Consider the following 13,413-nt stretch of genomic DNA (forward strand, 5'->3'; position numbering starts at 1 on the left):
ATCGAAGGGTGGGAAATCAGGAGGACGGCACGTACGTCATCACCGACGCGGAGGAGTCGTACGAGGATCAGTACCGGCGCCGCGTGCGGCGCTACCTCATGATCATGGCCATCCGCATCCCCGCGCTCGTCATCTCCGCCTGGATCTACTCGGCGACCGGTAACTGGGTCATCGCGCTCGCGGTGCTGGCCGGATCGATCCCGATCCCGTGGATCGCGGTGATCCGCGCGAACGATCGGCCCCGCAAGCGCAAGGGCGCACCGGACCGGTTCACCCGGCGCAAGCTGGACCGCCTCGCGCTGCAGGGACACCCGATCACGACGCTCCCCGGACACGGCGAGTAGGTGCACCTCTCCCCCGCCCTGGTACCACTGTGCCGGCGGCTCGGCCCCGTGCTGGCCGCCGCCGACTTCGCGGAATCCACTGTCGCCCATCGGCTGGGTGCGGCGTACGGCTGCCTCTCGCGGGGCGAGCCCGGCCCCGTCGAGGCCGCGGCGCCCGGCGACGCGCCGCTCGACGTCCTGATCAGGTTGTTCCTCGCCGCAGCGCCCGTGTCCCGCCCGCAGGTCGACGATGCGATCGCCCCGGTCACCGTCGACGAGGCCCTTGAGGCCGGTCTGCTCGAGCCCGACCCCGGCGATCCGTCCCGCGTGCGCGCGGCGCTGAGCCTGCGCCCCCTGGACCTGCCCGACGGTCCGCAATGGTTCGTCTCCGACCTCGACGGTCTGATGCGTCCGCACCTCCAGCACCGCGAGCACGTGCTCGGCGTGGGCCACGCCTCCCAGTCCCTGCTGCGGGCAACGCCCCGCGGGCCCGTGGGCACCGTCCTCGACCTCGGAACGGGCTGCGGGGTGCACGCGTGCGCCGCCGCGCGGTTCGCGGACACCGTGACGGCCACCGATGTCAGCGAACGGGCCGCAGGATTCGCCGCCGCGTCGGCGGCGCTGAACGGCGTCGGCGTCGAGGTGCTGACCGGCGACTGGTTCGCGCCGGTCGCGGGGCGCACCTTCGACCTGGTGCTCGCGAATCCGCCCTTCGTCGTGGGCGAGGGCCGCGTCGACCACACCTACCGAGACTCGGGACTCGACCTCGACGGCGCCTCGGAGTTGGTGGTGCGCGGCGCACCGTCGCACCTGGCGGACGGAGGGACGGCCGCGCTGCTCGCCTCCTGGGTGCACCGCGACGACGAGGCCTGGCAGGCGCGCGTGGCGTCCTGGCTCCCGTCCGAGGGCGTCGCCGCGTGGGTGCTCCAGCGCGACGTGGCGGCCCCCGCGCTGTACGTCGGCACGTGGCTGCGGGACGAGGGGCTCGACCCGCGCGTCGGCGAGGGCCGCGCCAAATCCGATCGATGGCTCGCGCACCTCGCCGACGCGGCCGTCACCGGCATCGGCTTCGGGTTCGTGTTCCTGCGGTCGATCGACGGCCCGTCCGAGGTGGTGTGCGAGGAGCTCGCACATCCCTTCGACGACCCGCTGGGCGCCGAGGTGCCCGAGCACTTCGCCCGGATGTCCCGGCTCCGGGACCTCGACCTGGACGCCGCGCGGCCGCTCCTCGGCGACGACGTGGCCCTCGAGCGCGTGTCCGTCAGCGGTGAGGAGGGCTGGGACGAGGTGGCGGTCCGGGTCACCCGGATGTCGGGGCCCCGCTGGACCCACGAGACCGACGACGCCGGCGCCCGGCTGCTCGCGGGATGCCGCGGGGAGCTCACGACCGAGGACCTGGTGATCCTGCTCGAGGCCGCGACCGGCGCGGACGATCTCGCCGAACCGGCCCGTCGCCTGCTCGCGGATCTCCACCGGCACGGATTCGTAACCCTCCTCTAAGCAACTTCTCAGAACACCTCTGTGTTTTCGCAGGTCAGAGGATCCGGGCTCGGGAACTCTGCGCGCCCGCCGTCCGTTGAACCTCATGTACCGGCGAACAGGAGGCAGCCACATGGCACACCGCGTCAACACCGCTAGCACCGCCCGCCCCGCTGATCGGGTGCGGCCCCCGCTGACCGAGGCCGATCTCGATGCCCAGAGCCCCGCGGCGGATCTGGTGCGGGTGTACCTGAACGGCATCGGCCGCACCGCTCTGCTGACCGCGGAGGACGAGGTCGAGCTGGCCAAGCGGATCGAGGCGGGGCTCTACGCCCAGCATCTGCTGGCCACCAAGAAGCGGATGGCCGCGTCGAAGAAGCGCGACCTGGCGTTCATCGTCCGTGACGGGCAGGCAGCCCGCCAGCACCTGCTGGAGGCGAACCTGCGCCTGGTGGTGTCGCTGGCCAAGCGCTACACGGGCCGCGGCATGCCACTGCTGGACCTGATCCAGGAGGGCAACCTCGGGCTCATCCGCGCGATGGAGAAGTTCGACTACGCCAAGGGCTTCAAGTTCTCGACCTACGCCACCTGGTGGATCCGCCAGGCGATCACGCGCGGCATGGCAGACCAGTCCCGCACCATCCGCCTGCCCGTCCACCTCGTGGAGCAGGTGAACAAGCTGGCCCGCATCCGGCGTGAGCTGCACCAGCAGCTGGGCCGCGAGGCCACCGACGCCGAGTTGGCCGCCGAGTCGGGCATCCCGGCCGAGAAGATCGCCGACCTGATGGACCACTCGCGGGACCCGGTGAGCCTCGACATGCCCGTCGGCTCCGACGAGGAGGCGCCGCTGGGCGACTTCATCGAGGACGCCGAGGCCGCCTCCGCCGAGTCGGCCGTCATCTCGCGGCTCATGCACAGCGACGTGCGCTCCGTGCTGGCCACCCTCGACGAGCGAGAGCAGCAGGTCATCCGCCTGCGCTACGGCCTCGACGACGGTCAGCCGCGCACCCTCGACCAGATCGGCAAGCTGTTCGGCCTCTCCCGCGAGCGGGTGCGCCAGATCGAGCGCGAGGTCATGAGCAAGCTCCGCAACGGCGAGCGGGCGGACCGCCTGCGCGCGTACGCGAGCTAGGGACCAACCCTTCGAAGGAACCGCGTCGGCTGCTACAGCCGGCGCGGTTCCGCTTGTTGGGCGAGAACGTCGTCGGCGTGTCCGATCCGGATCACCGTCGACAGCACCGACGCCCCGTCCGTGGTCGCGAGGATCGGCTGGCAGTCGATCGACGCGATCTCCGGAACCTCGTAGGCCAGCGCGGCGATCCGCGTCACGACCTCGGTGAGCGCGGCACGGTCCACGCCCGCCTCGCCCGCGAAGCCGTCGAGCAGCGGTGCCGACCGGGTGGCGGTGATCAGGTCCTGCGCCGCGGCGTCCGTCAGGGGGAGCAGACGGTACGCCCTGTCCCCCAGGAGCTCCGGGACCGCTCCGCTGAGCCCGAAGGACAGCAGCGGGCCGATGCGCCGGTCGTTCTCGTACCCGACGGCACAGCCGATCCCCTTGTGCGCCATGCGCTGCACGTGCAGCGTGGTCTCGCCGGTGGCATCCGTCAGTTCCCGGAACGCGTCGGCGACGGCCTGCGGCCCGGCGAGGTCCAATCGAACTGCGGCGAGGTCGGCCCGCAGGCGCCAGCGCTCCCCCATCGCCTTGACCGCGACCGGATAGCCGAGGCGTTCCGCAGCGGCGACCGCATCGTCCACGGACGACGCGACCTCGAAGGGCACCACGTCGATCCCGTAGAGCCGCAGCAGTTCCGCGCTCCGCTCGAAGGTCAGAGTGACGGGTCCGCCCGCTGCCCTCCCTGCGGCGTCGGGCGCACCGTCGGACTCCAGGGGCGGGAGCCACTCGCGGACGCGGGTCCGGGCGGTCTCCACGTCGGTGCCCTCGGGTCGCGCGGTGTCCGAGACGGGGCGCGCGCGCCACTGCGCGTACCGCCATCCGTGGGCCAGGACCCGCGCCGCCCGCTCCGGCTCCGGGTACGACGGGACCGAGCCCCGCACCCGCACCCCGTCCTCGTCGGTGGCGGCGAGCAACTCCGTGACGCCGTCGAAGGCCAGGAAGGTCGAGACGATCGGCTTGATCAGCTTCCGCGACGCCTCGAGCAGCACGGCGGCGTGGGCCTCCGGCGGCGCTTCGACCGGGGGCACGAAGACGGCGATGATCGCGTCCACCGCATCGTCGGCCAGCGCCGCATCGATGGCGGCCCCGAACTCCTCCGGGGTGGCGGCGGCGCCGAGGTCGACGGGCTGCGCGACGTCGAGCCCCTCCCGGATCCCGGTGTGCGTGGCGAGGATCCCCAGCGCCGTCGAATTGCCGATGACGGCGACCCGCGGTCCCGCCGGCAGCGGCTGATAGCTGAAGAAGGTCGCGCAGTCGAACAGCTCCGGGATCGAATCGACCTGCACCACACCGGAGTTCTCGAACAGCGCCTCCGATCCGCGCCGGCGCCGGTCGACGTCGATCCCACCCCGGTGCACCGCGACGATCGGCTTCTGCCGCGCCAGGCGGCGCGCGATACGGCCGAATTTGCGCGGGTTGCCGAAGCTCTCCAGGTAGAGCAGCACGACCTCGGTGGAGTCGTCGGTGTCCCAGTACTGGAGCACGTCGTTGCCGGACACGTCGGCGCGGTTGCCGGCCGAGACGAAGGTCGTCAGGCCCACGCCGCGCTTCGCCGCGGTGTCGAGGATGGCGATCCCCAGAGCGCCGGACTGGCAGAAGAATCCGACGTTGCCACGGCCGGGTACGACGGGGGCCAGCGTCGCGTTGAGCCGCACCTCCCGGTCGGTGTTGACGACGCCGAGCGCGTTCGGTCCGATCAGCCGCATGCCGTGCGAGCGCACCGCCGAGAGCAACCGCTGCTCGGACTCCTTGCCGCGCCCGCCCGCGTCCGAGAAGCCCGACGAGACGACGAGCAGGGTCCGGACGTCCTTGGCGAGGCAGTCGTCGAGCACCTGGTCCATATTGTCGGCCGGCACCGCGACCACTGCGAGGTCGACCTGGTCGGGGATGTCGCGCACGGACTCGTAGGCCCGGATCCCGGCGACCGAGCGCCGCTCGGGGTGCACGGGATAGACGGGACCCGCGAAATCACCGGCGATGATGTTGCGCAGCACCGCGTGTCCGACCTTGCCGGGCGTCGCCGAGGCGCCGATGACGGCGATCGAGGTGGGCCGCAACGCGTTGCTCACACTGCGCGCCTCGGACGCGAGCTCGCGCGCGTTGCGCACGGCGACCAGCGCCTCCGTCGGGTCGATGCCGAACTCGACGTGCACGACGCTGCCGTCGAAACTGCGCCGCAGCTCGTATCCGGCGGCCTTGAACACGCCCACCATGTAGCGGTTCTCGGCGAGCACCTCCGCCTCGAAGCGGTGGAAGCCGTTCTCCGCGGCGGCGCCCGCGAGATGCTCGAGCAGGATCGGGCCGAGGCCCCGCCCCTGATGCTCGTCCGCGACGACGAACGCGACCTCCGCCGAGGTCGGCTTGCCCGCGTCCGCGAGGCCCTCGTAGAGCCCCACGGCGATCACCTTGCCTCCGAGGATCGCGAGCAGGCACACGCGCTGCTCGTGGTCGACGGTGGTCATCCGCGCGACATCGCGCGGCGGCATCACCGGGTAGGGACCGAAGTAGCGCAGGTACCGGGTGCGTTCGGACAGGCCGGCGTGGAACTCCACCATCGCGTCGGCGTCGTCGGGAACCACGGGCCGCAGGTGCACGACGCCTCCGTCGGAGGCGAGGACGTCGGCCACCCAGTGCACCGGGAACTCGTAGGGACCGGCGTTGGAGTGCAGGCCCGGCGCGGGGAACGGATCGGTCGCGGGGCCGGACGGGTACAGCGGGGTCTCGTCAGTCACGGGGATCCTCCGGGTCGGGTCCTGGAGTGCGAAGTGCGGCAGGGAACACGTCAGTCACGGGGGTCCTCCGGATCGAGGCCCGGAGTGCGAACTGCGGGAGGGAACAGGTCAGTCACGGGGGTCCTCCGGATCCAAACCGTGGAGGGGGAAAACAGCGGAACGGGCGCGGGCGATGAAGCGGTCGGCGGTGGCGTCCAGCGTGGGCGCCGCCGGGTCGAACGACGACGGCTCCCAGGGGGTGAAGGAGGTGTCGCCGCCCTCGCCCATCGTCTCGGGCAGCGTCCCGACCGCGCCCACCTGATCGGTCGGTAGGGCGCCCGCGAGGTCGCGCCACTCGTCGGGGATGGGCGTCTCCGGCGCGATGTCGACGCCGACGACCGCCCCGATCAGGTGCGTCCACGCGCGGGGCACCACCTGCACGAGCTGGTAGCCGCCGCCTCCGACCGCGAGCCAGCGCCCGTCGCACAGCTCGTCGGCCAGGTCACGCATCGCGAGGATCGCTGCGCGCTGGCCGTCGACGGTGAGCGAGAGATCGGTGAGCGGATCGCTCGCGTGGGAGTCGCAGCCGCACTGGCTCACGATCAGCTGCGGCCGGAACTCGCGGACCACCGAGGGGACGACCGCGTGGAAGGCCCGCAGCCACAGGCCGTCCGGGCAGAAGGCGGGCACCGGGACGTTGATCGCGGTGCCGCGCGCTTCGGGTCCGCCGAGCTCCGTGGGGTAGCCGGTGTTCGGCCACAGGTGCTGTGGGTCCTCGTGCAGGGACACCGTGAGCACGCGCGGGTCGTTCCAGAACTGCGCCTGCACCCCGTCGCCGTGGTGGGCGTCGATGTCGATGTAGGCGATCCGGTCGAAGCCGTTGTCCAGCAGCCACGAGATCGCGATGGCCGCATCGTTGTAGATGCAGAACCCGGAGGCGTGCGTGCGCATCGCGTGGTGCATGCCGCCGGCGATGTTGACGGCCCGTGTGGCGGCGCCGCCGGCGATCGCCCTGGCCCCCGTGAGGGTGGAGCCCACGAGGCTCGCCGCCGCCTCGTGCATGTGCAGGAACACGGGGTTGTCGTCGTTCCCGAGGCCGTATCCGGTGAGGTCGATCCGCGAGCGACCGGACCCCGCGACCCGGACCGCCGCCTGGTAGTCGTCGGTGTGGGCACGCCCGAGCTCGATGGCGTCGAACCCGCGCGGCGCCACCACCTCCACCCCGTCGAGCACCCCGAGCATCCGCGCGAGCTCCATCGTCAGGTGCAGCCGGACCGGATCCATCGGGTGGGAGTGGGAGAAGCGGTAGTCGAGGACCGAGGGATCCCAGACCACCTGGGAGTCGGGGAACCGTGCCATGGCTGACGACCCTAGTCGTTGCGTCCGTGGGACGCGCCGAAGTTAGGTAACCTTTAGTCAGGATGGCGGGGCGCCGCCTCGGTTAAGCTTGCGGCGACGATAAGGAGCTGGATACGTGAACGATCTGGTGGACACCACCGAGATGTACCTGCGGACCATCTACGAGCTCGAGGAGGAGGGCGTCGTTCCCCTGCGGGCGCGGATCGCGGAGCGCCTCGAGCAGAGTGGCCCCACGGTGTCGCAGACGGTGCAGCGCATGGAGCGCGACGGGCTCGTCCGGGTGGCGGGCGACCGCCATCTCGAGCTCAGCGAGAAGGGTCGTCAGCTCGCGATCGCGGTGATGCGCAAGCACCGGCTCGCCGAGCGGCTGCTGGTGGACGTGATCGGCCTGCAGTGGGAGAACGTGCACGCCGAGGCGTGCCGCTGGGAGCACGTGATGAGCGAGGACGTGGAGCGCCGCCTGCTCGAGGTGTTGGGCAACCCCACCACCTCGCCCTACGGCAACCCGATCCCGGGGCTCGGCGAGCTCGGCGTGGCGATCGGCAACGAACCCGCGCGCCCCGCCCGCCTCACCGACCTGCCGCAGGGCGGGCCCTCCGCCGTGGTGATCAAACGCCTCGCCGAACACGTGCAGGCGGACACCGATCTGATCGCGCGTTTCCGCGAGGCGGGCGTAGTGCCGGACGCACGCGTCTCGGTCACCGTGCAGCGCGGTGCGGTGGTCATCTCGGTGGCCGGGCACGAGGACTTCGAGCTGCCCGACGAGATGGCCCACGCCGTCTTCGTCGAGGCGGTCTAGGTCGCCGTGCAGCTCCTGGTGACCGGCGGCGCCGGCTACGTGGGCAGCGTGTGCACGCAGGTGCTGCTCGAGCGGGGCCACGAGGTCACGGTGATCGACGACCTCAGCACCGGCAACCGCGACGCCGTGCCTGCGGGCGCGACCTTCGTCGAAGGCGATGTGGCGCAGGCCGCGCGCCCCCTGCTCGCCGACGGCGAGTTCGACGGTGTGCTGCACTTCGCCGCCAAGTCGCTGGTGGGCGAGTCCGTGTCGCATCCGCACATGTACTGGCAGGGCAACGTGGTGACCACCCTGTCGCTGCTCGACGCGATGCTGGCCGCCGGCGTGCCCCGGTTGGTGTTCTCGTCGACCGCCGCCACCTACGGCGAGCCGGAGTCGGTGCCGATCACGGAGGACACCCGCACCGCCCCCACCAACACCTACGGTGCGACGAAGCTCGCGATCGACGCGGCGATCACGTCCTACGCCACCGCGTACGGCCTGGCGGCCGTGTCGCTGCGGTACTTCAACGTGGCCGGCAGCTACGGCGGTTTCGGCGAGAACCGCGAGGTCGAGACGCACCTGATCCCGCTGGTGCTGCAGACCGCGCTGGGCCAGCGCAAGGACATCGCGGTGTTCGGCGCGGACTACCCGACCACCGACGGCACGGCGGTCCGCGACTACGTGCACGTCAAGGACCTGGCCGAGGCGCACGTGCTGGCGCTGGACCACGCCCGCCAGGGCGAGCACGAGGTGTTCAACCTCGGCTCGGGCGAGGGCTTCTCGGTGCGCCAGGTGATCGACACGTGCCGCGAGGTCACGGGCCGGGACATCCCCGAGATCGCGGCGGACCGGCGCGCCGGTGATCCCGCGGTGCTCGTGGCGTCCTCACAGCGCGCGATCGATGCGCTGGGCTGGCGGCCCGAGCACACCGACCTGCGCGGCATCGTCGCCGATGCGTGGGCGTACACGCAGGCGCTGGGCGACCGGGCCCACGCCGCCCGCCGCGCCTGACTGGTCAACCCGCCAGCGTGAACTCCGCGTCCCGCGGAGGCAGCTCGACGCCGAGCCTGCGGGCCATCGCGACCCCCAGCTCCGCCGCCTCGGACATCTCGGACGGGTGCAGTCCGGCACCGAACGCGGTAGCCAGGAGCCGGGCGGCCCGGTAACCGCGGTCCGCGGCCAGCGCTGCGTCGAGGGCGATACCCGTGAGCGGACCGTCACCGCGGAGATAGCCCGACGCCGCGACGAGAGTGGCCGCGGCCGCACGCGGTGTGCCCCGCAGCCGCCGGGCGAGTTCCGCGAACAGGAGCCGCGCCTCGTCGGCGATCACCGTGAGCGCCAACGCCATCGCGGCATCGCGCACCTGCAGGTCGAGCAGCGCGCCGCCGAGCAGCGCGACATCGGCGTCCGTGAGCTCGGCCGATCGTTGGCCCGTCGCTGCGGCGACGATCGCCGCGAGCAGCTCCCCGGGATCATCGTCCGCCTCGAACGCCGCGGCGTCCCGGCAGCGGTCGGCGACGACGCCCGGCCCCTCCTCCGCCAGCAGATCGGTGAGCGCCGCCCGCGAGCGGTGAACCGTGCGGCCCTCGACCAGCGCGGCCAGCATCACCGGTGAGGTCTCCGGGTCCGGGACGGCGCCGCTCTCCCCGTGCCGGCACACCCAGCGCTCCCCTGCGGCCACCCGCGGCAGCAGCATCACGTCCTCGATCTCGAGGTCGGGGTCCGCGAGGCTCCGGGACCGGGCGTGCTGCTGCAGCACCTGGAGAAGCGCAGGGGTGGCCCGGACCAGCGGCCGATCGTCGACCACCACGCAGAACACGCGGTCGGCGCCCTGGATCCGGAGCAGGCGCACCGCCTCACCGAGGTGCCGGCGGCAGTCCTTGCGCAGATCGCCCGCCTTGGTGAGTCCCAGGTCGATGCGCGCCGTGGCACCGATCCGCCCCGTCACCTCGTCGTGCGCGAGCAGCACGACCGAGTGGTCCGGGTAGAATCCCAGCAGGGCGGGAACGGCGGCGAGCAGGTCGCCGACGGAGTCGATCTTCATGGCCGTGGTCGTGCGTCGATTCGTCATGCGGGGAATGCTCGCGGAGACCGGCGACGGGTTCCGGCGCCCGCGCGGCACTGCTCCCCACTGTGGTTATGAAACGTTCTGTGCGCTGCGGTTCCTCCACAGGACCGCCCGTACCGGACACCACCCGCCGGGCGGCCGACGCCCCGCATCCGCGCGGGCTACTGTGAACCGCGTGATCGGCTTACCGCGGTTCTCGGACCGCACCCGGGACTGGTTCCTCAGCGGCATGTCCGAACGGGCGGGAACGCACGTCGGCCCCCACGCGAGCGACGCGGAGCATCCGCAGCCGTGGTGGAAGGTCATGTGCTTGACCGGCGTCGACTACTTCTCGACCCTCGGCTACCAACCGGCCATCGCGTTCATCGCGGCCGGCGTGGTCTCGCCGATCGCGACGCTCGTGCTGATCGCCCTGACCCTGTTCGGCGCGCTCCCGGTCTACAAGCGGGTGTCGCGGGAGAGTTTCAACGGTTCGGGCTCGCTGGCGATGTTCGAGCGCCTCCTGCCGTGGTGGGGCGGCAAGCTGTTCGTGCTGGTCCTCCTGGGCTTCGCGGCCACCGACTTCATCATCACCATCACGCTCTCGTCCTCGGACGCGGCCGAGCACATCGTCGAGAATCCGCTCGTCCCCTCGTTCTTCCACGGCGCGAACATCCCGATCACGCTGGGCTTGGTGTTGCTTCTGGGGCTGGTCTTCCTCAAGGGGTTCCGAGAGGCGATCGGCACCGCGGTCGTGCTGGTGACCATCTACCTGGCGCTCAACGTCGTGACGATCATCGTCGCCCTGTGGCACGTCGCCGAGCGGCCGCAGCGGATCGTCGACTGGCAGGACCTGCTGTGGGCCCAGCACTCGAACCCGCTCATGGTGATCGCCGTCGCCCTGGTGGTGTTCCCGAAGCTCGCGCTCGGCCTGTCCGGCTTCGAGACCGGCGTCGCCGTGATGCCGCAGATCAAGGGCGACCCGAACGACGCACCCGAGTACCCGGCGAAGCGGATCCGCGACACCGGCCGCCTGCTCACCACCGCGGCCGTCATCATGAGCGTGCTGCTCGCGACCTCCAGTTTCGCGACCACGATCCTCATCCCGGCGAAGGAGTTCGAGCCCGACGGCAAGGCCAACGGCCGCGCCCTCGCCTGGCTCGCGCACGAGTACCTCGGCAACGGCTTCGGCACCGTCTACGACGTCTCGACGGTGGCCATCCTGTGGTTCGCGGGCGCGTCCGCGATGGCCGGCCTGCTCAACCTGGTGCCCCGCTACCTGCCGCGCTACGGCATGGCGCCGCGGTGGGCCTCCGCCGTCCGGCCGCTGGTCGTGGTGCTCACGGTGATCGCCCTCGTCATCGTCCTGATCTTCGAGGCCGACGTGAACGCCCAGGGCGGCGCCTACGCGACCGGCGTCCTGGTGCTGATGACCTCCGCCGCGATCGCGGTGACCATCTCCGCCCGGCGCAAGCGGCAGACCGTCGCGACGTGGGCCTTCGGGCTCATCTCCGCGGTCTTCGTCTACACGACGATCGACAACATCATCGAGCGGCCCGACGGTGTGCGGATCGCGGCGCTGTTCATCCTCGCCATCGCGGTGGTCTCCATCGGCTCGCGCGTCCGCCGCTCGTTCGAGCTCCGCGCCTCGTCGATCACCTTCGACGAGAAGGCCCTGGAGTTCATCCGCGACGACGCCGCCGCCCAGCACGCCATCCGGATCGTCTCCCACGAGCCCGACGTGGACACCAAGAAGGAGTACCGCGACAAGGTGCGGGCCGAGCGCAAGTTCGGGCACATCCCGGGTCGGTCGCGGGTGATCCTGCTCGAGGTGTGGCCGCGCGACTCCTCTGACTTCGAGGAGGATCTGGAGGTCCGGGGCATCGAGAAGTTCGGGTACCGCCTGCTCAAGGTCCGTTCGGGCAGCATCGCCAACACCATCGCCGCGGTGTTGCTCTACATCCGCGACGAGACCGGCGTGGTGCCCGAGGTCTACTTCCAGTGGTCGGAGATGAATCCCGTGCTCAACATGGGCAAGTACCTCGTGGAGGGCTCGGGCGAGGTCGCCGCGGTCTGCCACGAGGTGCTCCGGCAGGCCGAGCACGACGCCAAGCGCCGCCCGACGGTGCACGTCTCCTGACCCGTGCCCGGCGCGGGTGCCGCGGGGCGCGTCAGGGCCGGTAGGCGAAGGGCAGTTGGTGGTGCGACACGGGCAGCGTCTCGACCCGCATCCACGGGTACCGCTGCCCGACGGTGCGCGCCAGGGCCGCGCCGTCGTGGTACCGACTGCGCAGCCCGACGACGACCGTGACCCCGCCCGGCAGGTCCGCGAGCACGTCCAGGTCGACGGGGCGCGGCCGCTTCGGCACGAGCAGCTGCGGGCGTGGCCCGCCGGCTGCGAGTTCGGCCAGTTCCCCGAACGCGGGGCACGGCGGCCAGTGCCCCCTCGTCTCCCATCGCCGGTACGCCCGGAGTCGTCCGCCCGACGGTGCCGCGAGCAGTGGGAGCGCTCGGAGCACCGTGGTGGGCTTGAGCGGGACGAACACGCCGGTCGGATCGAGCAGGGTGAGCCCGACGACCCGTTCCGGATGCGCCGCGGCATGGGCGACGGCGATCTGCGCGCCGTACGAGTGCGCGAGCACCCGGACTTTCCCGGCACCGACGCCGTCGAGCACCTCGTCGACCCAGCCCGGCAGGTCATCGTGTGTCCGCATGCCCGTCCGCGCACTGCCGCCGACGTCCCCGGGGAGATCCGGGGCGATGACGCGGTGCGAGCGCACGAGTCCAGCGGCCTGCGCGCACCAGGAGGCGGCGGTGTCCCCGCCACCCGGCAGACACAGCAGGGGCGAGGCGGCGTCGTCGCCCGCGATCAGGACCCGGGTCCGGGCCAGCGCACCGTCGACGACGACCCGCCGCACGGGGACTCCCCAGTCCCGGACCACCGCGTCGTACGCGCTCTCGACGTCCTCACCCATGCCATTCCTCTCGATCATCGAGATATTCGACTATCAAGCTACCTGATAGGTTCGAGCCGTGAGCGACAACGAGCACCTCGTGCACGCCCTGCGCGCCGCGGCAGTGCGCTGGGACGACGAGATCGCGGCCTTCGGCGCGCGGCACGCGCTGGGCGGCACGGACGTCCGCGCCCTCATCGCGCTGCTCGACCTCGAGCGGGCCGGCGAATCCGCCACCCCGGGCGTCCTCGCCGGCGAACTGGGCCTGAGCTCGGCGGCCTGCACGGCGCTGGTCGACCGGCTCGCCGCGGCGGGCCTCGTCGGACGCGCCCCGGACCCGGCGGACCGACGGCGCGTGCGGCTCACCGTCACCGATCGGGCGCGCACGCTCGGGGAGGGCTTCTTCCGGGCCTTCCTCGGCCCGATCCGGGCCGCGGCCGCCGCCCTCTCCCCCGCGGAGGCGCAGGTGGTGGCGCGTTTCCTCGGATCGACGAATCCGCCGTGAGCAGAAACACGCGTGACCGGGGAATCGGGACAACCGCCGGGAAGTTGTTCCTCTGTGAAAAACTGATGGTTCCTCCTCGC

At 71.8% G+C, this 13,413-nt stretch carries 11 protein-coding genes; 7 read left to right on the forward strand and 4 right to left on the reverse strand.

Annotated features, from left to right (window positions below; translation table 11 throughout):
• Nucleotides 1–8 precede the first annotated feature (8 nt).
• The 3 genes from AXK60_RS16750 to AXK60_RS16760 all read left to right on the forward strand — a co-directional run bounded on the left by AXK60_RS16750 (nucleotide 9) and on the right by AXK60_RS16760 (nucleotide 2,934).
• Nucleotides 9–344 carry a DUF3099 domain-containing protein gene (locus AXK60_RS16750; protein WP_068572743.1) on the forward strand — a complete coding sequence of 112 codons (336 nt, stop codon included), beginning with the start codon at nucleotides 9–11 and terminating at the stop codon, nucleotides 342–344.
• Nucleotides 345–1,823 carry a DUF7782 domain-containing protein gene (locus AXK60_RS16755; RefSeq protein ID WP_068572745.1) on the forward strand — a complete coding sequence of 493 codons (1,479 nt, stop codon included), beginning with the start codon at nucleotides 345–347 and terminating at the stop codon, nucleotides 1,821–1,823. It begins immediately after the preceding gene.
• A 112-nt stretch (nucleotides 1,824–1,935) separates the two neighbouring features.
• Complete coding sequence (locus AXK60_RS16760; RefSeq protein WP_068572746.1) at nucleotides 1,936–2,934, forward strand: sigma-70 family RNA polymerase sigma factor; 999 nt, start codon at nucleotides 1,936–1,938, stop codon at nucleotides 2,932–2,934.
• A gap of 32 nt (nucleotides 2,935–2,966) precedes the next feature.
• Here the strand turns inward: AXK60_RS16760 and AXK60_RS16765 are convergent, their stop codons facing one another.
• Nucleotides 2,967–5,708, reverse strand: coding sequence for a bifunctional acetate--CoA ligase family protein/GNAT family N-acetyltransferase (locus tag AXK60_RS16765; RefSeq protein WP_175400048.1), 2,742 nt, complete (start codon nucleotides 5,706–5,708; stop codon nucleotides 2,967–2,969).
• Nucleotides 5,709–5,816: 108 nt separating this feature from the next.
• Nucleotides 5,817–7,046 (reverse strand): acetoin utilization protein AcuC, encoded by a 1,230-nt coding sequence (locus AXK60_RS16770; RefSeq protein WP_068572748.1) that lies wholly within the window; start codon nucleotides 7,044–7,046, stop codon nucleotides 5,817–5,819.
• A gap of 115 nt (nucleotides 7,047–7,161) precedes the next feature.
• On the opposite strand from AXK60_RS16770, the gene AXK60_RS16775 reads away from it, so the two are divergent.
• A complete protein-coding gene (locus AXK60_RS16775; protein ID WP_068572750.1) occupies nucleotides 7,162–7,845 on the forward strand; it encodes an iron-dependent transcriptional repressor DtxR in 684 nt (227 codons plus the stop codon).
• Nucleotides 7,846–7,851: 6 nt separating this feature from the next.
• Nucleotides 7,852–8,838, forward strand: coding sequence for a UDP-glucose 4-epimerase GalE (galE, locus tag AXK60_RS16780; protein ID WP_068572752.1), 987 nt, complete (start codon nucleotides 7,852–7,854; stop codon nucleotides 8,836–8,838).
• A gap of 4 nt (nucleotides 8,839–8,842) precedes the next feature.
• On the opposite strand, the gene AXK60_RS16785 is transcribed toward galE, so the two are convergent.
• Nucleotides 8,843–9,898 (reverse strand): DUF4192 domain-containing protein, encoded by a 1,056-nt coding sequence (locus tag AXK60_RS16785; protein WP_082778075.1) that lies wholly within the window; start codon nucleotides 9,896–9,898, stop codon nucleotides 8,843–8,845.
• A 226-nt stretch (nucleotides 9,899–10,124) separates the two neighbouring features.
• Between AXK60_RS16785 and AXK60_RS16790 the strand changes: the two genes are divergently transcribed.
• Nucleotides 10,125–12,014 (forward strand): APC family permease, encoded by a 1,890-nt coding sequence (locus tag AXK60_RS16790; protein WP_231855591.1) that lies wholly within the window; start codon nucleotides 10,125–10,127, stop codon nucleotides 12,012–12,014.
• Nucleotides 12,015–12,045: 31 nt separating this feature from the next.
• On the opposite strand, the gene AXK60_RS16795 is transcribed toward AXK60_RS16790, so the two are convergent.
• Nucleotides 12,046–12,867 (reverse strand): alpha/beta fold hydrolase, encoded by an 822-nt coding sequence (locus AXK60_RS16795; RefSeq protein ID WP_068746456.1) that lies wholly within the window; start codon nucleotides 12,865–12,867, stop codon nucleotides 12,046–12,048.
• A 40-nt stretch (nucleotides 12,868–12,907) separates the two neighbouring features.
• Between AXK60_RS16795 and AXK60_RS16800 the strand changes: the two genes are divergently transcribed.
• Nucleotides 12,908–13,333 carry a MarR family winged helix-turn-helix transcriptional regulator gene (locus AXK60_RS16800; RefSeq protein ID WP_068572760.1) on the forward strand — a complete coding sequence of 142 codons (426 nt, stop codon included), beginning with the start codon at nucleotides 12,908–12,910 and terminating at the stop codon, nucleotides 13,331–13,333.
• The last annotated feature ends 80 nt before the right edge of the window (nucleotides 13,334–13,413 follow it).

This window comes from Tsukamurella pseudospumae, assembly GCF_001575195.1.
Taxonomy (GTDB): Bacteria; Actinomycetota; Actinomycetes; order Mycobacteriales; family Mycobacteriaceae; genus Tsukamurella; species Tsukamurella pseudospumae.